At 70.1% G+C, this 19,448-nt stretch carries 14 protein-coding genes; 9 read left to right on the top strand and 5 right to left on the bottom strand.

Features of this window, described 5'->3' with window-relative positions; translation table 11 throughout:
• Positions 1 to 68: 68 nt before the first annotated feature.
• Positions 69 to 1,457: a MocR-like pyridoxine biosynthesis transcription factor PdxR gene (gene pdxR, locus FCH28_RS14020; RefSeq protein WP_136740206.1), complete on the top strand. Its 1,389-nt coding sequence runs from the start codon at positions 69 to 71 to the stop codon at positions 1,455 to 1,457.
• Positions 1,458 to 1,460: 3 nt separating this feature from the next.
• Here the strand turns inward: pdxR and FCH28_RS14015 are convergent, their stop codons facing one another.
• Together FCH28_RS14015 and FCH28_RS14010 are read right to left on the bottom strand one after the other, a co-directional pair.
• Positions 1,461 to 2,057 (bottom strand): anthranilate synthase component II, encoded by a 597-nt coding sequence (locus tag FCH28_RS14015; protein ID WP_136740625.1) that lies wholly within the window; start codon positions 2,055 to 2,057, stop codon positions 1,461 to 1,463.
• A gap of 89 nt (positions 2,058 to 2,146) precedes the next feature.
• Complete coding sequence (locus tag FCH28_RS14010; RefSeq protein ID WP_136740205.1) at positions 2,147 to 3,664, bottom strand: anthranilate synthase component I family protein; 1,518 nt, start codon at positions 3,662 to 3,664, stop codon at positions 2,147 to 2,149.
• 314 nt (positions 3,665 to 3,978) lie between these two features.
• Here FCH28_RS14010 and FCH28_RS14005 point away from each other — a divergent pair, with 314 nt between their 5' ends.
• On the top strand, positions 3,979 to 5,352 hold the full coding sequence (locus tag FCH28_RS14005) for a class II 3-deoxy-7-phosphoheptulonate synthase (protein WP_136740623.1): 1,374 nt from the start codon (positions 3,979 to 3,981) through the stop codon (positions 5,350 to 5,352).
• Here the strand turns inward: FCH28_RS14005 and FCH28_RS14000 are convergent.
• Entirely contained in the window at positions 5,347 to 6,156 is an 810-nt protein-coding gene (locus FCH28_RS14000; RefSeq protein ID WP_136740204.1) for a thioesterase II family protein, read from the bottom strand. The genes FCH28_RS14005 and FCH28_RS14000 overlap by 6 nt on opposite strands.
• Positions 6,157 to 6,519: 363 nt before the next feature.
• Here FCH28_RS14000 and lanKC point away from each other — a divergent pair, with 363 nt between their 5' ends.
• The 4 genes from lanKC (at position 6,520) to FCH28_RS13980 (ending at position 13,162) form a co-directional block, all read left to right on the top strand.
• Positions 6,520 to 9,249 (top strand): class III lanthionine synthetase LanKC, encoded by a 2,730-nt coding sequence (gene lanKC / locus FCH28_RS13995; RefSeq protein ID WP_136740203.1) that lies wholly within the window; start codon positions 6,520 to 6,522, stop codon positions 9,247 to 9,249.
• A gap of 20 nt (positions 9,250 to 9,269) precedes the next feature.
• Complete coding sequence (locus tag FCH28_RS13990; RefSeq protein ID WP_136740202.1) at positions 9,270 to 9,389, top strand: SapB/AmfS family lanthipeptide; 120 nt, start codon at positions 9,270 to 9,272, stop codon at positions 9,387 to 9,389.
• Between the two features lie 150 nt (positions 9,390 to 9,539).
• A complete protein-coding gene (locus FCH28_RS13985; protein ID WP_136740201.1) occupies positions 9,540 to 11,315 on the top strand; it encodes an ABC transporter ATP-binding protein in 1,776 nt (591 codons plus the stop codon).
• A complete protein-coding gene (locus FCH28_RS13980; RefSeq protein WP_136740200.1) occupies positions 11,312 to 13,162 on the top strand; it encodes an ATP-binding cassette domain-containing protein in 1,851 nt (616 codons plus the stop codon). Before FCH28_RS13985 ends, FCH28_RS13980 begins: the two co-directional genes overlap by 4 nt.
• Here the strand turns inward: FCH28_RS13980 and FCH28_RS13975 are convergent.
• Entirely contained in the window at positions 13,140 to 13,745 is a 606-nt protein-coding gene (locus tag FCH28_RS13975; protein ID WP_136740199.1) for a response regulator transcription factor, read from the bottom strand. The genes FCH28_RS13980 and FCH28_RS13975 overlap by 23 nt on opposite strands.
• Positions 13,746 to 13,949: 204 nt before the next feature.
• Here FCH28_RS13975 and FCH28_RS13970 point away from each other — a divergent pair, with 204 nt between their 5' ends.
• Together FCH28_RS13970 and FCH28_RS13965 are read left to right on the top strand one after the other, a co-directional pair.
• Positions 13,950 to 14,963, top strand: coding sequence for a helix-turn-helix transcriptional regulator (locus FCH28_RS13970; RefSeq protein ID WP_136740198.1), 1,014 nt, complete (start codon positions 13,950 to 13,952; stop codon positions 14,961 to 14,963).
• 490 nt (positions 14,964 to 15,453) lie between these two features.
• On the top strand, positions 15,454 to 16,737 hold the full coding sequence (locus FCH28_RS13965) for a multidrug effflux MFS transporter (RefSeq protein ID WP_136740197.1): 1,284 nt from the start codon (positions 15,454 to 15,456) through the stop codon (positions 16,735 to 16,737).
• Positions 16,738 to 16,780: 43 nt separating this feature from the next.
• Here the strand turns inward: FCH28_RS13965 and FCH28_RS13960 are convergent, their stop codons facing one another.
• Entirely contained in the window at positions 16,781 to 17,311 is a 531-nt protein-coding gene (locus FCH28_RS13960; protein WP_136740196.1) for a CGNR zinc finger domain-containing protein, read from the bottom strand.
• A 57-nt stretch (positions 17,312 to 17,368) separates the two neighbouring features.
• On the opposite strand from FCH28_RS13960, the gene FCH28_RS13955 reads away from it, so the two are divergent.
• Positions 17,369 to 18,751, top strand: coding sequence for an MFS transporter (locus FCH28_RS13955; RefSeq protein ID WP_136740195.1), 1,383 nt, complete (start codon positions 17,369 to 17,371; stop codon positions 18,749 to 18,751).
• Positions 18,752 to 19,448 lie beyond the last annotated feature (697 nt).

Here is a 19,448-nt window from a genome sequence, read left to right as displayed (position 1 = left end):
ATGGCGACACGTTCCTTCCAGACCACTGTCCGGTGACCGGTACGGACCACTTCAGAAGGGATAGGCCGGTGGCCTTACATATGGCGGTTGAGGTGGTCAGGGATTCCGCGGATTCCCTGACCTCGCAGATCCAGGAATTCATCAAGAAGGAGATATCCGAGGGGATTCTCCGCCCGGGTACCCGGCTGCCGTCCAGCCGCCGGCTCGCGGGTGACCTCGACGTTTCGCGCAGCGTGGTGGTGGAGGCGTACGGACAGCTCGTCGCCGAGGGATACCTGGAGGCGGCCCAGGGTGCCGGCACCAGGGTGGTGGGCCATCTCGACAGCGCGTCCGTAGTGCCTGCCCTGCTGGACGAAGGGCAGGTGCCGCAGGTCCGCTGGGACCTGCGTCCCGGCGGCAGCAACACCCCGGCCTTCCCGCGGCGCGAGTGGCTGCGCTGCTACCAGCAGGTCCTGCAAACGGCCGACCTGTCGCACCACAACTACCCGCCGCTGGCCGGCGAGCCCACCCTCCGCCGCGAACTCACCTCCTACTTGGGCCGGTTGAGAGGCGTGCGCACCTCTCCCGAGCGCATCATGGTCGTCGGCGGATTCGCCCAGGCACTCGGCCTGCTCTGCCCGGTGCTGCCACGCCTCGGCATCGACACCCTCGCGATCGAGGACCCGGGCCACCCCGGCCAGCGCCAGTTCCTCCGCGAGAGCGGGCTGCCGACCGTGCCCATTCCGGTCGACGACGAGGGCCTCGACGTCGCCGCACTCACCGCGTCCGGAGCGCGCGCCGTCCTCGTCACCCCCGCCCACCAGTTCCCCACCGGCGTCACCCTGTCCGCGGAGCGCCGCGAGGCCCTGGCCCGCTGGGCCCGGGACGTCGACGGCTGGGTGATCGAGGACGACTACGACGGCGGCCTGTGGTACGAACGAGGCGCCCGGCCGCTCGCGTTGCAGCGCACCATGCCCGACCGGGTCATCTACGCCGGCACCGCCAGCAAATCGCTGTCCCCGGGACTCCGCCTGGGCTGGCTCACCGCCCCGGAACCGATGCTCGAACAACTCCTTCGGACCCGCGCCCGGCACGACCTGGGCACCGAGACCCTCACCCAGCTCGCCTTCGCCGAACTCCTGCGCACAGGCCTGTTCGACCGTCATCTGCGACGGCTCAACTCCCTGGGTCGCAGCCGCAGGGACGCCCTGGACGAAGCGGTGCGCAAGCATCTGCCCGGTGCGGAGGTGCTCGGCCCTGGTGCCGGGCTGCACGCCTACATCCAGTTGCCGCCCCGAGCCGATGAGGGGGCGCTGGTGGCCGGGGCGCTGCGCCACTCCGTCCTGGTACGTGGCGCCGCCGCGTTCCACGCCCGGCCGCGCCGGGACGCCCCGGCCCTAGTGGTGGGCCATGCGCATCTGCCGCGTTCCGGGGTGGCCGAGGCCATCCGTGCCGTGGGCGCGGTCAGGCGTTGGTGAGTGTCAGGCATTGGTCAATCGGGACCTGGAACCCGCCGCCGAGGCAAGGAAGTTGCGCATCATGGCGAGCCCGCCCGTCGTGGTGATGCTCTCGGGGTGGAACTGCACCGACTCGATGGGCAGCGTGCGGTGCCGCAGCCCCATCACATAGCCGTGGTCAATGGCGACCGCGGTCGTGATCAGCTGCTCGGGCAGCGGCTCGGCGACGATCAGCGAGTGGTAGCGGGTGACTTCAAGAGAGTTGCCGAGCCCCTGGAACAGACCCTCCCCATCGTGCCGCACCATGCTCGTCCGCCCGTGCATCACCTGGTCCGCCACCTCGATCCTCCCGCCGTAGGCCAGCGCGATGGCCTGGTGACCAAGACAGACACCGAGCAGCGGTACCTGCCCGGCGAACCGATGCACCAGCTCGACGTGGCCGGACTCGGCGGGGTGCCCTGGGCCTGGGCCGAGCACCACCGCATCGGGGCGCGAGGCGGCCAACTCGTCGGGGGAGCGGGACAGGGACCGTACGACCTCGGTACGCGCCCCCAGGGTGCGCAGGTACTGGTCGATGATGTGCACAAAACTGTCGTACGCGTCGATCAGCAGGACCTTCATGTCATGCCCGTCCTTCATGTCATGCACGCCCTTCATGCCCGGTGCGCTGTTCGGCTCGGTGGTTCTCACGGAAGCCCGCACGACAGCGTTCACGACAGCAGCTCCTCTCCGGTGAGCGCCCAGTAGGCGGCCCCCATCTTGGCCAGGGTCTCCCGCCACTCGGCAGCGGGTTCAGACTGCGCCACCATGCCCGCCGAGCTCTGGGTGGAGTAGGTGCTCCCGTCGTACTCAATCGTGCGGATGCACAGCGCCAGTTCGCTCCAGCCACGTACGTCGACCAGCCCCACAGCCCCCGCGTAACTCCCGCGCCGCTGCTCCTCAAGACCGTCGATGATCTCCATGGCACGCACCTTGGGCGCCCCGGTCATCGTCCCGGCGGGGAACGTCGCGCGCACCGCCTGCCAGGTGTCCACCCCGTCCTGGAGCCGGCCCGCGACGGTGGAGACGAGATGGAAGACATGCGAGAAGCTCTCCACCGCCATCAGCCGGTCGACCGGCTGGGTGCTGGGGCGGGTCACCCGCCCGATGTCATTGCGGCACAGATCGACCAGCATGATGTGCTCGGCCTGCTCCTTGGTGCTCTCCCGCATCTCCTTGATGCGCCGTTGGTTCTCCTCCTCGTCCGGGCCGCGGCGTGCGGTGCCCGCGATGGGACGCATCTCGATCGTGTCGCCCTCGATACGGAAGAACAGCTCGGGGCTGGCGCCGATCAGCGTGCTGCCCGCGCGCGGCATCAAGTACATGTACGGCGACGGATTGCGGCCCCGCAGGCGCCGGTAGACCTCGACGGGTGTCAGTGTGGAACGCACGTCGATGCGGTGGCCTATCTGGATCTGATAGATGTCGCCGACCCTGATGTGCTCCAGGCATCGGTCGGCCCAGTCCAGGAAGGTCTCGCGACTCACACTGTCGTGCACCGAGAGGGGCGCGGGCGCTTCGGGAACAGCGGGAGTGGACCCTTGAGCCGGGGTGACGGAGGCTGCCTGCCGCGCCAGGTCGGCGACGCCCACCGGAACCGCCGCATCCCCGAACGCCGCACCTTCCGCGCTGAGTTGACGCACTTGACCCGACGTCAGGTCGTACCAAACCGTGTCCCGGAAGAGCGTAAGGGTGATGTCCGGACCGCGTGGCTCCTTGGTACGGTCCGGCAACTCCTCCATGTGCCAGGCGGACTCGTACGCGAGCGTGGTCAGGAAGCCGAAGGCGTACGACGTCGACGGGACGCGGGTGTCCACGGCGAACAGCCCCTGCGCGCGGGACAACAGGCCCCACATCTGGTCGGTGCCGGCGAAGCGCAGACTGTGCACACCGGGGCCGGCCGACTCGCCCGCCGTCATCCCGAGCGCACCGGCCGCCTGCTCCAGGGCCAGGGCAACCGCCCCCACGCCGTCGATCTCGACGCGCCCGTCGAACACCCTGATCTCGGCCAGCCGGCCGAAACCGACGACGGCCGAGCGGCGGTCCTGGTCGGCGCCATCCACGCTTTCGAAGAGAAACACGTCCTGCGCCGGGAGTAGCTCCCGTAGCTGTACGTACAGGTCGAGAGGATCGTGGCGCGGCAGTTCCGTATCGGTGACTCTGACACCGATCGTGCCCGTTCCCCGCATGGTGAACTCCTCATGAATTCGCTTCCGTTTACAACATCGGCCGATTCAGCCCATTCAGCCGTGGCAAGCAAATCAGCGGGCATGTCGGTGGTGCCAGACCAATCCCCGTCCTCGGATACGGACCACTCCCGATTGCGCTTGACCCGAACCGGCTCCTTGGATTGAGCTGATGCACATCACCTCACCTCCAATCCAACCCGGCAACAAAGGCTGGGCGTTGCCCATGTTCTCCGCCCTTACGAGCTCTTCCTCCCCGTCCCTGTCCCTGTCCGCCGCCCGCATGGAAGGCAGCAATGAGAACCAGCAAGGCAGCGATGAAAATCAGCAAGAGGGAACCCGAAGCGAAGAATTCCGCAGCCGAGTCCTGGCGCGATTTTCCCGCGGCACAGCAGCCGGACTGGCCCGACGAGGCCGAGCTGCGCGCAGTGGCAGGGGAGTTGACCACCGCGCCGCCCCTCGTCTTTTCCGCCGAATGCGACCTCCTACGTCGCCGGATGGCAGCGGTGGCGCGCGGCGAGGCCGTTCTCCTCCAGGGCGGCGACTGCGCCGAGACCTTCGCGCGGACCACGGCCGATGCCATCCGCGGAAAGCTCAAGACCCTCTTACAGATGGCCGTCGTACTCACCCACGCCACCGCCCTGCCGGTCGTCAAGGTCGGCCGGATGGCCGGCCAGTACGCCAAGCCGCGCTCCAGCCCCGAGGAGCGGCGGGGCGAACTCGTACTGCCCTCCCACCGGGGCGACGCCGTGAACGGTACGGAGTTCACCGCCGAGGCCAGGCGGCCCGATCCGAAGCGCCTGCGGAAGATGTATGAGTCGTCGGCCACCACGCTCAACCTCATCCGGGCCCTGACCACCGGCGGATTCGCCGACCTGCGCCAGGTGCACGCCTGGAACCAGGGCTTCGTGGCGGATTCACAGGCCGGTGAGCGCTACGAGCGGCTGGCCCAGGAGATCGACCGCAGCCTGGCTTTCATGCACGCCTGCGGTGTCGACACCCGGGAGCTCGGCACCGCCGAATTCTTCGTCAGCCACGAGGGCCTGCTGCTCGACTACGAGGCGGCCCTCACCCGCACCGACCCCGAAAACGGCCGGTCATACGCCACCAGCGGCCATCTGCTCTGGATCGGGGAGCGGACACGAGACCTGGACGGGGCGCACATCGAGTATTTCTCCCGCGTGGCCAACCCCATCGCGGTGAAGCTCGGCCCCACCGCCGCCCCCGATGACGTCATGCGCCTGCTCGACCGGCTCGACCCGAACCGCGAGCCCGGCCGGCTGACCTTTGTGGTCAGGGCGGGCGCCGACCGGATCCGCGACCTGTTGCCCACCCTGGTGGAGAAGGTCAACGCGGAGGGCGCGCTGGTCTGCTGGGTCAGCGACCCGATGCACGGCAACACCATCACCGCGGCGAGCGGCCACAAGACCCGCAGGTTCGACGCGATCCTGGACGAGGTGCGCGGCTTCGTCGAGGTCCACCAGGCACTGGGCACCCACCCCGGTGGCATCCACGTGGAACTCACCGGGGACGACGTCACCGAGTGCGTCGGCGGCGGCAACGCGATTCTTCCCGAGGATCTGCACCAGCGCTACGAAACGGCCTGCGACCCCCGCCTCAACCACACGCAGTCGCTGGACCTGGCCTTTCTGCTGGCCGAGAGGTACCGCGAACACCCCACGCGCTCATGAGGAACCGTTCGAACCCCTCACATGACTCGCACCGCTCGAACCCCTCGAACGGCTCGAACCCCTCGAACCGCCCGCACCACTCACACACTCCTCGATGACATCGAAGGGCGGGTGCTCGGCGAGATAGAAGTGATCGCCGCCGGGGACCGTCCGCATCCGGAACGGGCCCCGGGTCGACTCCCGCCAGGCGGACGCCTGTTGGGCGGTCACCCGAGGGTCCGCGTCCCCGAGGACAGCGGTGACGGCGCTCGACAGCTGCGCTCGCTCCGGCGGAGCGTACGACGCGAGCATCCGGAAGTCCGCCCTGATGTAGGGCATCACCAGATCGACGAAGGTCGGGTTCTGCAAAAGCTCGGCATCCGTCCCACCCAGCTCGACCAGTGTCGCGGCAACCGCCTTGTCGTCCCAGGTGGTGTCCGCGGCAAGATCGGGCCGCATCAAATGCGGCGCCCGCGCGCCCGAGGCGAAGAAATGGCTGAGTTCAAACCCCTCGCCCTCCAATGCGGCAGCCACCTCATAGGCGACGATCGCTCCCATGCTGTGCCCGAAGAGAGCCGTGGGACGCCCGTCACTCATCAATTCCTTTACAGCGCCCGTGATATGGCGCGCCATGCTCAAAATATCTGTGGCCGGGGATTCGGTTATCCTCTCCGCGCGCCCGGGATAGCACACCGCGTGCACCTCGAAGTCCGTAAGTGCTTTGCCCCATCCCCGAAAGAAATACGGCGACCCCCCGGCATGCGGAAAACAGACCACCCGCTGCGCCGCAAACGGCCGCGGCTCGGTGCACTGCGTCCAGACCATCCTGCCCCCAAGGTCCATATCCCCGTCCTGTCAGTGCGCTATCCCGTCCTGCAAGCGCCGCACACGCACTGCAGGAGTACCGCACAAGTACCGCACCCAGGGTCCAGGTCCTTGCTGACAGTGGCCTGACAGGGGGCGGCCGGCCGGGGCAGGTCTTCCTGCGCCTGTGACGGTGGCACTGCGCCGGTGACCAGGGCCAGCGCGGACTGCGCCCGTCACGGCCCAACCATGCGATTTTCACGGATATCGCGTGACAGTCGGTGGTGTTCCTGGCCGGGCAGCTCTGCGATCGTCACAGATAGAGGGTGCCACAGCACATCTGGAACGGCCCTTACCACCGCCATCCGTTCCGGGAGGTACTCAGTGGACAAGCGTTACGAGGCGTACTGCCTCATGGACGCCTTCTTCTATGACGCGCCGGCCCGTGCCCACGGGGGAGAGACCGCGTTCGAGCAGGCCCGATGTCCGGCTCCCGACGGCTGGAAGCGCTCGGAGCTCGACGACTGGGTCGTATTCCGCCCCGACGATGTGGCGCTCCCGCTCCAGGGCTGGAAGATCCATGTTTCGGCGAGTCTCGACAGCGCCGCGCAGATCCTCGACGAGGTCTGGGACTACTGCGTCCCGCGGCGGATCTCCTTCAAGTTCCTCCCCAGTAAAGACGTGCTGCTGCTCGCCAACGCCAAGTACGCGCACCGGGGATCGAGCGGCAAGTTCGTGACGATCTATCCGGTCGACGAGGACGCGCTGGAGCGGGTGCTCACCGAGCTGGGTCCCGTACTCCACGGGCGTTCCGGGCCCTACATTCTCAGCGATCTCCGCTGGGGTGAGGGCCCGCTGTACGTCCGGTACGGGGCGTTCGGCGAGCGGTACTGCGTCTCCCCGGACGGAGAGGTGGAGCTCGCGATCGAGGACGGCGAGGGCCGGCTGGTGCCGGACGTCCGGGCGCCGGTTTTCCGGGTACCGGACTGGGTGGAGCTGCCCGGTTTCCTCGAACCCCATCTGGCCGCGCGCGGTGGGGCCGCGCTCGCCGACCTGCCCTATCGCTTCGAAAAAGCCCTGCACTTCTCCAACGGCGGTGGCATCTATGCAGGTGAGGACCTACGTACCGGGGATCGTGTGGTGCTGAAGGAGGCACGGCCGCACGCGGGATTGACGGCCGACGGCCGGGACGCGGTCGCCAGGCTGCAGCGTGAGAGGGAGACGCTGGAGCGCCTGCGTGGCCTCGACTGTGTACCCGCACTGCACGATCACTTCGTGGTGGGGGAACACCACTTCCTCGCCGAGGAGTTCGTCGAGGGGACGGAGCTGAGCCATCTCTTCGTCGACCGGTACCCGCTCGTCCTGCCGAACGCCGACGAGGCGGTGATGGCCGGCTACACCTCCTGGGCCGTGGGGGTGTACGAGCGGGTGGAGCGGGCGGTGGCCGATGTCCATGAGCGGGGCGTGGTCATCGGTGATGTGCAGCCGTCGAACATCATCGTCGGCCCCGACGGCCGTGTTGTGCTGATCGACTTCGAGGGCGCGACGGATGTGACGGAGGGGCGGCGCCAGGTGCTCGGCACCCAGGGCTTCACCGCACCGAAGGAGCGGCGCGGCTTCGCCGTCGACGACTACGCCCTCGCCTGCCTCAAGCTGTCCCTCTTCATGCCACTGACCGGCCTGCTGCCCCTGGACGCGGGCAAGGCGGGGCAGCTCGCCCGGGAAGCGGTGCGGATGTTCCCCGTCCCGCGTGCCTTCTTCGACGGGGCGGTACGGATCCTGACGGGCGACGGCGCCTCCACGGGCGGCGGCGCCTCCACGGGCGACGGTGCCTCCACGGACGGTGCCCCCACGGGCGACAGCGCCCCCACGGACGGCCGCCGGGCACCGGCCGCAGCGGCCCCCGAACCGCGCCTTCGACCGGACCGCGACGGCTGGCTGGAGGCCCGTGACTCGATGGCCGCCGCCATTCTCGCGGAGGCCACGCCCGAGCGGGACGACCGGCTCTTCCCGGGCGACATCGAGCAGTTCGACACGCCGGGCGGCGGCCTCGGCCTGGCGTACGGCGCGGCCGGGGTGCTGTACGCACTCGACGTGACCGGCGCGGGCCGCCGACCCGACCACGAGGAGTGGCTGATCCGCCGGGCCATGCGCCCCGAACCGGGCACCCGCCTGGGCCTCTACGACGGCCTGCACGGCATCGCGTACGTGCTCGACCACCTCGGCCACCGGCATGAGGCGTTGAAGGTCCTCGACCAGTGCTTGGGGGAGCGGCGTTGGCAGGAACTCGGCCTCGACCTGAGGGGCGGGCTGTCCGGCATCGGCCTGAACCTCCTGCACTTCGCCTCGGCCACCGGCGATCCCGCCCTCCACGACGCGGCCGTGAAAGCCGTGGACGCCGTGGCCTCCCGGCTGGGACCGGCCGACGCCGTGCCCGAGATCAGCGGCGGCGCCCACCCGTACGCCGGTCTGCTGCGCGGCTCGGCGGGCCCCGCGCTGCTCTTCCTGCGGTGGTACGAGCGCACCGGCGAGCCGCAGTTGCTGGATCTCGCCGCGGCGGCCGTCCGGCAGGACCTGCGCCGGTGCCTCCTCCGCGAAGAGGGGGACATGGGCGTCAACGAGGGCTGGCGGACGATGCCGTACCTCGCCGACGGCAGCGTGGGCATAGGCCTCGTCATCGACGACTACCTCGCGCATCGCGAGGACGACCGGTTCAGGACGGCCGCTGCCGCGATCCGCATGGCCGCCGAGGGACGGTTCTACATAGAGCCCGGGCTCTTCGACGGCCTGGCCGGAATGATCCTCCACCTCAGCCGCACCCACCCGCCCGGCACCGCCGCCGAACGGGATCCGGTCGTCGCCGACCAGATCCGCCGACTGGCGCGGTACGCGGTGGTGCACAAGGGCCACCTCGCCTTCCCCGGCGAAGAGTTGCTGCGGCTCTCCACGGACCTGGCAACCGGCAGCGCCGGGGTGCTCCTGGCTCTCGGCGCCGCGCTCCACGACTCTCCCGTACATCTGCCGTTCCTCGCCGCGCCGCGGGTCGCCACGCCGGCCCGCCCGGCGCCGAGAGAACGCACCCCGAGCCATTCCCTCCCCGTCCCCACGGAGTAGCAGAACGGAGGTGAAACGTCATGACGATCCTCGACCTTCAGGGCATGGAGCTGGGTTACAGCAACAAGCCGAAGAGGAGTGGAGCCAGCAAGCAGTGCGGAGGTGGCGGCTTCAGCGGTCTGAGCCTGTTGCTCTGCTGAACCCACCGGGGCGGGAACGCTCGACGCGTTCCCGCCTCCCGTTGACTGACACAGCCCCCTCCTGACACAGCCCCTCTCGCCCCCTCTGTCGTACGCCGTACCCCCTCCGCGTACGTCGCGCTCGCGCGTACGCAGTATCGGGAGACGCCCATGGACCGACGCGCCGCGGACCGGCTGCTGCTGACGGCAGCGCGGCGGGGCGGGCCCTGGGTGGCCGTCATGATGGCCACCTCGCTGCTCCTCGCAGGTGTCTACACGGTGTTGCCCGCCCTTATGGGCCGCACGGTCGACGCCGTCCTCAGCGGCGGCGACACGGCCGGGTGGCTGTCGCTGAGCATCGCGGCGATCTTCGTGCTGATGGTCTGCGACACGCTCGACGACCTCGTGGGCAAGCTGGCCGAGGCGCGTTCCGTCGCCTGGGTCCGCCATACCCTGCTCCGGCACGTACTGGGGCTGGGCACCCGTGCCACGCGCCGCTTCACGTCCGGCGATCTGGTGAGCCGGCTGGTGGGCAACTCCGCCAGGACCGGGCAGGTGGCGTCGACGCTGGTCTGGGCCGTCATGGACCTGGTGCCCCCGCTCGGCGCGATCGTCGCGCTGGCCCTCATCGACCCCTGGCTGTGCCTCACCTTCCTGGTGGGCCTGCCCGTCGTACTGCTCCTGGTCCGCACGTTCGTCCGCGACGCGTCCGACATCAACGAGCACTATTTCGACGCCCAAGGGCGCCTGGCCGCCCGGCTCGTCGACGCCCTGACCGGTATCCGGACCATCACCGCCGCCGGGACGGTGGACCGTGAGGTGCGCCGTGTCCTGGGCCCGCTGCCGGAGCTGCGCCGGCACGGGTCCGGGATGTGGCGGGCCCTCGCGCGCGTCTCGTCGCGGGAGGCGCTGACCGTCCCCCTGCTGGAGGTCGCCGTGCTGGCGGTCGCCGGTCTGGAACTCGCGCAGGGCCGGATCACCCCGGGGCAGGTCCTGGCGGCCGGCGAGTACGTGGTGGTGGCCACCGGCATCAGCTCCGTGGTGTCGTCCGCGAGCCGGCTTGCCCTGGCCCGCGCGACGGCGGGCCGCGTCTCCGAGGTGCTCGCGGAGCCCACGGTTCGGTACGGCGACGAAAAGCTTCCCGACGGGCCCGGACGGCTGGAGTTCCGGGGCGTCACCGTAGGGGCGTCCGGGAGCGGGGCCGTACTGGAGAACCTGTGGCTGACCGTTCCCGGAGGCGCCCTGGTCGCTGTCGCCGGCCGCTCCGGCTCGGGAAAGTCGGTGCTGGCGGCCCTGGCCGGGCGCCTCCTCGACCCGGACGAGGGCGAGGTGCTGCTGGACGGAGTGCCGCTGCCCCGCCTCGACCGCTCCGCCCTGCGCAAGGCGGTGGCCTACGGCTTCGAACGTCCGGTGCTGCTGGGTGAGACCTTCGCCGACGCGATCGCCTTCGGGCCGAGGAGCGTGGACGCGGACGAGGTGTCGCGACAGGCCGCGGCGGCGCGGGCCGACGCGTTCATCCGGCGCATGCCGGAGGGGTACGGAACCCGGCTCGCCGACGCTCCGCTCTCCGGTGGCGAGGCACAGCGGGTCGGCCTGGCACGGGCGTTCGTCCAGGCGGGGCGGCTGCTGGTACTGGACGACGTCGCCGCGAGCCTCGACACCGTCACCGAGCACCACATCAGCCAGGTACTCACCGGTGCCGGCGCCCTGGCGGACCGCACGCGTCTGGTGGTGACGCACAGAGCCTCCACCGCCGCGCGCGCGGACATCGTCATCTGGCTGGACGGGGGCGGCGTACGGGGGCAGGGGACCCATCGCGAACTGTGGTCGGAGCCGAGCTACCGGGCCGCGTTCCAGCCGGTCACGGGCGCCGGGGGAGAGGGGCCGGGCGGGGCCGGCACGGGGCTCCCCGAGGGGGCCGACGCGGCAGCCAGGAGCCCGGCATGACCGGGCGGGCCGGTGGGCTGCTGCGCTCCTCGCTACGCCGGCGGCGCAAGGAGTTCACGCGGTTCACCGGGTGGTCGCTGCTGCAGGCCGTGCCCGCCTTCTTCTCCGGCTGGGCGGTCGCCCGAGCCGTCGACGACGGCTTCCTGGCGGGCCGTACCGGGGCGGGCTTCGCCTGGCTCGGAGTGCTTGCGGGCGCGATCGTGATCGGCGCCTGGGCGACGCACCACGCCACGCTCGGGCTGTCGGCCCTCGTCGAACCGCTCCGGGACGAACTCGTCACGCTCGTGACGTCCGGCACGCTGCACCGGTCCGCCCAGGTGGGCACCCCGGCCGACACGGCCGGCGTCGCACGCCTCACCGAACACGTCGAGATCGCCCGGGAGGCGTACGGCGCGGTCGTCATGTTCGTTCAGGGCTTCGTGGTCACATCGACGGGCGTACTGCTCGGCCTGGCCACGCTCGACCCGGTTCTGCTGCTGTTCGTACTGCCGCCCCTGCTCCTCGGTCTCGGCCTGTTCGTCGGGTCACTGCGGGCCCTGGCCGCGCGCCAGCGGAGCGTGGTGCTGGCCGACGAGCGCATGGCCGAGAGCGTGAGCGCGCTGACCGGCGGGCTGCGCGACGTGGTGGCGTGCGGCGCCGAGGACGTCATACGAAAGCAGACGGGCGACCCGATCGACACGACCGCGCGGGCCACCCGCGCGCTGGCACGGACGACCGCCCTGCGGACGGCGGCCCTGGGCATCGGCGGCTGGCTGCCGCTTGTACTGATCCTGGCCGGAGCGCCGTGGCTGGTGAAGGGCGGGGTGACGGCGGGAGCGGTGCTGGGCGCGGTGACGTATGTGTCGCAGGGCCTCCAGCCGGCGCTGCAGGGCCTCGTCCAGGGGGTGGGCGGAAGCGGTCTGTGGCTGCTGGTCACCCTCGGCCGGATCGCGGAGGCGGCGGAAGGGACACCGGCGGAGGCCGCGGTGCGGGGGCGGGGGATGGGGCAGGCGAAGGGCAGCCTGACGGGGGCGGGGGCAGGGCTCGCGGCGGCCGGCGAGACTTCCCACCGCGCAAGCACAGCCGCTCGGGGGAGTGCACTCGCCTCGGGGGCCTCAGGGGCCTCGGGGACATCGCGAGCCTCAAGGGTGGAACTGCGCGGCGTCACCTTCCGCTACGCCAGGTCCGCGGAGCCGGTGATCAGCGGCCTCGACCTCGTCCTGCGGCCGGGCGAGCACCTGGCCGTCGTGGGACCGAGCGGGGCGGGCAAATCGACCTTCGCGGCGCTCGTGGCCGGGGTGCTGGAACCGCGGGCCGGCCAGATCCGGCTGGACGGCGTACCGGTCCGAAGCCTCGACACCGACGGACTCGCCCGTCACCGGGTGCTGATCCCCCAGGAGGCGTACGTGTTCGCCGGGACGCTCTGGGAGAACCTCACCTACCTGGAACCGGGCGCCACGACGACAGCTGTGGACGCCGCAGTGGACACCGTCGGCGCCCGGCCTCTCGTGGAACGGCTGGGCGGCTACGACGCGCCCGTCGACCATCAGGAGCTGTCGGCCGGCGAACGCCAGCTCATAGCCCTCGTCCGCTCCTACCTCCCGCCCGCGGGACTGATCCTGCTCGACGAGGCGACCTGCCACCTCGACCCGGAGACCGAGGCCGGCGCGGAGGACGCGTTCGCGCGCCGCCCGGGCACCCTCATCGTGTGCGCCCACCGGATCAGCTCGGCCCTGCGCGCCGACCGCATTCTGGTGCTGGACGGCGCCCGCGCCGATCTCGGTACGCACGAGGAGCTGATGGCGGGCTCCGCGCTCTACCGGGACCTCGTCGGGCACTGGGAGGTCACAGCCAGCCCGACTCCCTAGCGATCCGGATCGCATCGATCCGGTTCCGGGCTCCCATCTTCCGAGTGATCGCCGAAAGGTGGTTGCGGACGGTTCCCACGGACAGCGACAACCGGTCGGCGATCTCCGTTCCCGGGGTACCGTCGGCGGCGAGCCGCAGGACCTCCCGCTCACGCGGCGTCAGGGGGTTCTCCATCGCGTCGAGCACGAGCAACGCCAGCTCCGGATCGATATAGCGCTGCCCGCCGACCACCTTGCGGATGCCCTCGATCAACCGGTCCGACGGCGCGTCCTTCCCGATGAGTCCGGGCGGCCGCAGGGCCAGCACCCTGCGGAGCCTCTCCAGCGTCGGCGTCCCGGCCACCAGCAGCGTCCGGCACTCGGGAAGCCGCTCGCACAACTCGCCCGCCGTGGCGAGCGCCCGGTCCTGATGGGTGTCGACGTCGATGACGACGACATCGGGGCGGTACGAGAGCGCCCGCGCGAGAATCTCACCGTCCGCCCCGGCCTCCGCGACCACCTCTATGTCATCCTCGCGCGTCAGGAGAGCAGCAAGCGCTCCGCGCAGAAGCCCGTTTTCCTCGACGAGAAGAACACGGATCACTGGCGCTCCCTGCTGTCGAACCTGCCTCCCGAGGCAGTATCCCGCTTCTGCCCTGAAATGCCGGTTATCCGGGCCGGTGGGGGAGTGGCCGGCAAGCCTGGGAGCGGCCGGCAGGCCGAAGGCCTCGAAGAGCACCGACGGGGCGTGGCCGGTAAGTCTTGGGTGCGTCGCGGCGTCTTGACGCGGTGTCTACCCTACGAACTTGTGACCCGGGTTCACCAGCTCACCGGCGCGGCCGGTACCGCCACCTTGGACGCGGCGTACGCGGAGTACTACGCGTCGATCGCTCAGGCCGACGAGAGCCGCGACGGCACCGTCCGGCACCGGCTTCGTCCGGAGGTCGGCGACGGCACGATCGAGGTGACGCCGTTGCGGAGCGGGTTCCACATCGTGCGCTACGACGTCGCGTTCGCCGGAGGGCACCAGGTCGGGTTCACTTTCCCGGGCGACCACTTCGAGTTGGAGCACTGCGTCGACGGGCGCATGCACATCAGCGAGGCCAACACCGGCGCCGGCGACCTGCACGCCCGCTCCGTGTCGCTGAGCCCCCGGTGCGCCACCGAGGGCGTAGTCGCACACGGCGACGGCGAGCGGTACCGAGCGGTGTCGATCACCGGGACCTGGTCGAGGCTGGAGTCCTACCTCGGCGGTCTCGGTGCGGGCGCCCTGCCGGCCATCGGACCGGAGAACGTCGCGCGCGAGCGGTATTTGGGCCGGTCCGCCGTGTTGCGCCCGGTGGCCGGTCCGCTGGAGGAGATCTTCCTGCACCGGCGCTCGTCCCCGGGGCGCCTGCTGTTCATGGAGTCGCGGCTCGTGGCGGCGCTGGCCGCACTTGTCGACGGGCTCACGGTCACCGCGCCGCCCGCAGACGCCCGGGACCTCGCCCTGGACGACCACGAGGTGGCCGCCTTGCGCCGCGTCCCCGAGCTGCTCTGGCGGGAACGTCACGCACCACCGACGCTGGCCGATCTGGCCCGCGCATCGTCGATGTCGGTCCGACGCCTCACCACCGGATTCCGAGCCTTGTACGGGGCATCGGTGACGGAGTATCACCGACGCCGCTGCCTCGACCGGGCCGCGGCTCTGCTCGTCGAGACCGACTGGCCGGTGGCCCGGATCGGGCATGAGGTCGGCTATGCCTCGGCCAGCAATTTCGGCTATGCCTTCCGACGCGACCGGGGCACGACCCCCGCCCGGTTCCGGCGAACGCACTCCTGACGCCCGTCGGGGGAAGCATCGCGCTCCACATCCTCGGGCCCGTCGCTCCACACTGCGGCGCGGCCCCGACGCCGAGGATGTGGAGCAGCGGCCGCACCGGCCGTCACGTCGTCGTCAGGAAGGCGCCCGATGCCCCATACGGACCGGACCCGTCCGCCCTCGTCCGTCGGCACCGTCAGGCGCTCGTGCTGCTGATGCCCCTGCTGCTCGCCGTGTCCGTGGGGTGCGGCTCGGGCAGTAGGCCACACCGCACCTGACGGGGACCCGGCTGGTGACGCCCGGGACGGACAGTGCTGACGCGCGACGACGCCGACGCCCGCGCGCCCGTCCTCCACATGTTCCACGCCTCGCCGACCTGAGCCGTCATGGTCGGGCGGAACCCGCTCGGGACGGTGATCGCGGGCGTGGCCATCTCGACAACATGAGTAAAGGGGACCTGTCTTGCCTTTCAGGTCCCGCACCGTAGACAGACATCCTCGGATGGAGACCGATGACCGTCAGCATCGATTCCGCGCCCCCTCGGACCGGAACGGGGCGACTCGTCATCGTCCTTGGCGGACTCTCGGCGGTATCGCCGTTCGCCATCGACATGTACGCGCCCGGCTTTCCTGAGATCGTCACCTCGTTGGCAACGTCGAGAACGGCCGTCCAACTCTCCCTGACGGCCTGCCTCGTCGGGCTCGCCGTCGGCCAGATCGTGCTCGGCCCGGTCAGCGACGCGATGGGGCGGCGACGCTTGCTCCTGGCCGGTTCCGGCATGTTCACCGTGTTCTCCTTGGTCTGCGCGCTGGCCCCGTCCATAGCAGTCTTCGACGTCGCCCGACTGCTGCAAGGGATCGCCGGCAGCGCGGGGATCGTCATCGGACGGGCGGTCATCAGCGACCGGTCCACCGGACCCCACGCAGCCCGCCAACTCACCACGCTGAGCGTGATCGGGTCGACCGCGCCGGTCCTGGCCCCGGTGGTCGGAGGAGCCATCCTCGGTGTCGGCTCGTGGCGTCTGGTTTTCGTTGCGCTGGCCGTCACCGGGCTGTTGTTGTCGACCGCAATCTGGGCGTGGGTTCCCGAATCGCTCCCCGTCGAGCGGCGCCGGACCGGCGGTCTGCGGGCCGCACTCGACGCGATGGGCGGTTTGCTTCGGCGCCGTGAAATGGTCGGCTATCTCTTCGTCATGGGTTGCGGATTAGCCGCCCTGTTCGCCTACATCAGCGGCTCGCCGTTCGTTTTCCAAGGCATCTACGGCTTGTCGCCCATCGGTTACAGCCTCGTCTTCGCCACGAATGCCGTCGGAACGGTAGCGGCCGGGACGATATTCGGATGGCTGGCCGGGCGCGTACGTCTCAACTCCCTGCTCGTCATAGGCGTGGCCATCACCGTCGCCTCGCTGATCACGCTGGCGACCCTGCTGGCCATCGGCGTCAGCACGTTCCCCACCACATGGGCCTGCCTGTTCGGCTTTACCTTCGGGTTCGGAATACTGCTGCCCGCGTCGATAGCCATCATCCTGGCGGTCGGCAACGAGGCCCCCGGAGCCGCTTCCGGCTTGCTCGGTGGCGCCCAGTTCGTGCTCGGCGCCGCGGCCGCACCTCTGCCCGGCGTTCTGGGCAACACCACCGCCATGTCGACCGCCGCCGTGGTACTGGGATGCGTTCTCCTCTCCGCGGTGGCTCTGATCACGCTCGCCCGGCCGTGGCAGGGCCACGGCGAGCCGACTGTCCGACCGGTCCATGGCGACTCGGTCGGAGCGGCCGGGTCGCCGCAGCTGCCACTCTGATGGACGGTGAGGCCCGTGCTCCCGTCCCCCCTCGCCGTCGGCCTCACGAGTTCCGCTCCGTCTGCCGGGCGCGGAAACGGCGCACGGCGTCGCGGTTCGCGCAGGCGTGGGAGCAGTAGCGCTGCCGACCGCCCCGTGTGAAGTCGCCGTACGCCCGGCCGCACTCGGTCAGGGCACAGCGGCCGAGGCGGTCCATGCCGCGGCTCGTCAGGTGCAGGGCGGTGCCCACACTGACCACTGCCCGCACCACACCGGCCAGGCCCAGGCCGTCGGCGCGGTAGTGGATATGCCAGCCGCCGTCGGCGTGGTCGGTCAGCCGGGGGTGTGTGGACGAGGTCGTCAGCAGCTCGTTGAGCAGGGCGGCTCGCCGTTCGGGGGTGTCGGCGTCGACGACCGCGAGCCAGCGCGGGATGAATTCCAGGATCTCCGCGAGGTCCTGGTCGTCTACCGGGCGGTCGATCGCCATGCCTGCGGCGACACAGCGTTCGGTGAATTCCCCAGGGGAACGCGGTGGCTTGGCCGCGAGGTCCAGCATGAGCCGGACGGGATCTTCTCCGTAAGGGTTCTGCTGCATAAGGGTATTACAGCAGCATGATCACGGAAGACTCCAGGCCCGGAAGGAAGCACCTCCATGCGCAAATGGCTGCCGTTAGTCGCCACCTGCTTGGGAACGTTCATGCTGCTCGTCTACTCGACGATCGTGACGGTGGCACTCCCCAGCATGGCTCACGACCTGCACGCGAGCTTCGGCTCCTTGCAGTGGATCGTCGACGTCTACACACTCGCCCTCGCAGGGTTGTTGCTCGGTATGGGATCACTGGGCGACAACCTGGGGCGCAAACGCCTCTACCTGGCCGGCCTCGGGGTCTTCGGCGTCTCCACGCTCGTCTGCGGGCTGGCCGGAAACGTCGGCGTGCTGATCGCCGCGCGAGCGGTACAGGGCCTGTCCGGTGCCGCGATGTTCTCAACCCTGCTGCCTCTGATCGGGCTCACCTACACCGGACGCGACAAGGGCGTTGCCTTCGCGGTCTGGGGCGCGGTCGCCGGTGCGGCCGCCGGTATCGGCAACGTCGCGGGTGGGATCCTGACGCAGTTCCTGTCCTGGCAGTGGATCTTCCTCGGCGGGGTGCCGCTCTGCGTGCTCACGGTGGCGTTGTCCGCCGTGGTGCTGATCGACGACACCAGCACCGCGACCCGCATCGACTACCTGGGCATCATCACCTTCACCCTGGCGGCGATCGGTATCACCTTCGGCGTCATCCGTGGTGGCGAGCAGGGCTGGGGGGCCACCTCGGCCGTGCTCGGCCTCGCCTTCGGCCTGGTGATGCTGATCGCTTTCATCCTCGTCGAGCGGACCGGCAGCAAGCCGATGATCGCGCCGGCCCTTTTCCGCAAGCGGGAGTTCAACGGAACGCTGGTCGCGGCCATGGGCTACTACCTTGCCGGGTTCGGGGCACTGCCGGTCATGTCGATCTGGCTTCAGGACAGCGTGGGACTCACCTCACTGCCCACAGCCCTGGTCATCACGGTGCAGCCGGTGGCGTTCTTCGCCACCTCCGCCGTGGTCGGCAGCAAACTGCACCGGCTCCCCTCGTACTGGACGCTCGGCGGCGGCACGGTGGCCGTGGGCGTGGGCAATGTCCTCATGCTGACGGTCGACGCCGGCTCCTCCTGGGCGGCACTGGTACCGGGGCTGATCCTCACCGGTATCGGCGCGGGCATCGTCTCGCCCGTGCTGCCCGCCATCGCCATGTCCGCCGCGCCCGAGTCACAGAGCGGGGTCGCCGCCGCCGCGGCCAACTGCGCGCGCCAGCTCGGCCTGGCACTGGGTATCGCCGTACTCGGCTCCGTATTCCACCAGTTCTCATCCGGCAAGGGGGGAGCCGACCTGCGCGCGTCGTACGCCAACGGGCTGTCCGCGGTGTTCGTGGTGGCTGCCGTTGTCGGGCTGGGGAGCGGGCTGCTGGCCCTGTGGCTGCTCAAGGCGCGGCGCCCGGCGGTCCAGCCGGCCTAGGTGAGTGAGTCCTGTCTCCCCTCCGGCGAAGGGAGACAGGACTCACTCAGGGGCCGTGCGGACTCTCGTCACTCGGCCCCAGGACGGGAGATCCGGGCACCGATCCGCCTTCTCCGTACGGTCGTTGTGGCCGTCTGCTTGAACACCCGGGTTTCGTTGACACCTCTCACGGGCTCGCTGACGATCTAGTCGGCCGAACATTTGCGCGCGCATCGCGCGAAGGCAGCGCGGAACTGGCCGCGCAAGCCGCGAATTGGCGAAGGGACCGTGAAGTCCGATGGCGACACAACGGCTTCAGATCGATTTCTCCGTAACCGAGCCGCTGGATGGATGCGGCAGTCGACGAGCCCATCGCGCTGGCCCAGTATCCGGGGCGGCCGGGGTGAGCAGTGTGGGGGCGACGGCGGCCGTATGTCGGGTGCCCCGCGACCGTCGAGCGAGTGGTCGGGTACGGAGGCGAACACCCGCCTTCCCTGGGGCACTTCACTGCTGTGGCATGCGCCTCCCTCATGGATTCTTACAACTTCCGGCCGGTGCGGCGACCGCGTACAGGAGGCTTCTGGGCCAGGCTGGCGGAAGGGATCACCCCGGTGGGTCACTGGAATTTGGTGGCCCGGCTGCAGGTCATGATGTGGCAGCACTGGTGCGCTGGTTAGCGCGGCTGCTTTCATGTTGTTGCTGAAGGATGTTGGCGATT

It is taken from the genome of Streptomyces piniterrae (assembly GCF_005048155.1).
Taxonomy (GTDB): Bacteria; Actinomycetota; Actinomycetes; order Streptomycetales; family Streptomycetaceae; genus Streptomyces; species Streptomyces piniterrae.
Note: the sequence above shows the minus strand (reverse complement) of the source record. Positions and strands in the feature narration are given on the sequence as shown.

Coding starts and splice junctions, on each gene's coding strand:
- FCH28_RS14015 (WP_136740625.1), bottom strand. CDS start 2,057: ATGAAGGTCCTGCTGATCGACGCGTACGACAGTTTTGTGCACATCATC.
- FCH28_RS14010 (WP_136740205.1), bottom strand. CDS start 3,664: ATGCGGGGAACGGGCACGATCGGTGTCAGAGTCACCGATACGGAACTG.
- FCH28_RS14005 (WP_136740623.1), top strand. CDS start 3,979: ATGAAAATCAGCAAGAGGGAACCCGAAGCGAAGAATTCCGCAGCCGAG.
- FCH28_RS14000 (WP_136740204.1), bottom strand. CDS start 6,156: ATGGTCTGGACGCAGTGCACCGAGCCGCGGCCGTTTGCGGCGCAGCGG.
- FCH28_RS13990 (WP_136740202.1), top strand. CDS start 9,270: ATGACGATCCTCGACCTTCAGGGCATGGAGCTGGGTTACAGCAACAAG.
- FCH28_RS13985 (WP_136740201.1), top strand. CDS start 9,540: ATGGACCGACGCGCCGCGGACCGGCTGCTGCTGACGGCAGCGCGGCGG.
- FCH28_RS13980 (WP_136740200.1), top strand. CDS start 11,312: ATGACCGGGCGGGCCGGTGGGCTGCTGCGCTCCTCGCTACGCCGGCGG.
- FCH28_RS13965 (WP_136740197.1), top strand. CDS start 15,454: ATGACCGTCAGCATCGATTCCGCGCCCCCTCGGACCGGAACGGGGCGA.
- FCH28_RS13960 (WP_136740196.1), bottom strand. CDS start 17,311: ATGCAGCAGAACCCTTACGGAGAAGATCCCGTCCGGCTCATGCTGGAC.
- FCH28_RS13955 (WP_136740195.1), top strand. CDS start 17,369: ATGCGCAAATGGCTGCCGTTAGTCGCCACCTGCTTGGGAACGTTCATG.